Genomic DNA, 1,213 nt, shown 5'->3' with positions numbered 1-1,213 from the left:
CGTTCGAATCGCCACTTCCCTGGCTTTCCGCCCGCCGGTTCCGCGGCCTTACCGGCCAACTTCTCCTGCGAACGAGCGGCGCATTATACGCACTCGCCTTCCCCGCGCAAGCCCTATTGTTAACTTTTTATGAATCAGCCGGGCTGTTGCCGAAACGGCCGGAAAATAACCCCACTCCCCGGCAAGCGGGAATAATGTCAACCGGTCTGAGCACGTAATAGCAATAATGCCCTCGGGAATATAAAGTTACATCTCCCCCGGTTTTTACTGAGGCCCAGCGCAATGGCGATTCAACCATTACCTGTTTATCCAGCCAACCTGGAGGCACTCCGGAAAAATATGTGCCGCGGGTGATGCGGTTCGCGAGTTCACCGGCATCCCGCGTCGCCGGCAGGCAAGGACGCGGCGTGAAACGAACCGATCGACGCTTCCATCCCCCGGTTCTTTGCCAATAGCATGGCCCAGTCGGCTTGCCACTTCCTTGCCTGCGCGGTCTGGGGAAACGTGAGACAAGTCCCACTGGGGTGAACCCTGGCGTGGCGATAGCCTGGCGTTCAGCGCGGAACAGCTGCATGCGCTGATTCAGGAGCTGCCCTGACAGCGACTCGATGCCAAATGCCGAGGGTGTGATTACGGCGCTGCAGGTATCCTGCAGCAAAGCACAGTCCGATGCGGGGACTACTGCCATACATGCCGACCAACCGGCGCTGTACCGTCAGGAATGCACCTTCGGTCGGGCCGGACTCATCATCCCGCGTTCAACCCTGGACCAGTGAATCGGCACCTGTGGGGTGCAGTTGCAGCCCCTGCTGGACGCACTGAGAGACGCCATGCTCCCGCATCCGCTAATGCATGCCGATGAAACACCGGTTGCCGCGCTGGCAGCGGGCAAGAGGCAAACCCACCGGGCTTAGGGCTTACCGCACCACACCCTTCGCGCCCCCCAAGAGCGGTGGTCTACGACCTTGCACCGAGCCGAGCGAGCATGCCCGCGCCTTCCTCGGTGACTGATCCCTATGCCTTACCTCAAGGATGTACCGGCTCGTCTGCCGACGCAGAAGAACAACGCCATCACTGACATCCCGTGTTGTTTGCTGGCTTCGACAATCCGGGCTTTGAATCCTGGAGAATACCGGCGGCGGCGTTACCGCGACGGTGGGGTACGCTTAAAGTGCTCATAACAAGTGTCCACTAAAAAATAAGTGGACACTTG

At 59.5% G+C, this 1,213-nt stretch carries 1 pseudogene; it reads left to right on the top strand.

Annotation, left to right across the window (positions count from 1 at the left end):
• Window positions 1–692 precede the first annotated feature (692 nt).
• Window positions 693–982, top strand: a pseudogene (locus O9K64_RS23410) (IS66 family transposase); the annotation flags it as partial.
• Between the last annotated feature and the right edge of the window lie 231 nt (window positions 983–1,213).

The organism is Sedimenticola hydrogenitrophicus (assembly GCF_029017505.1).
GTDB classification, from domain to species: Bacteria; Pseudomonadota; Gammaproteobacteria; order Chromatiales; family Chromatiaceae; genus Sedimenticola; species Sedimenticola hydrogenitrophicus_A.
This window is presented reverse-complemented; position numbering and strand designations above follow the sequence as displayed.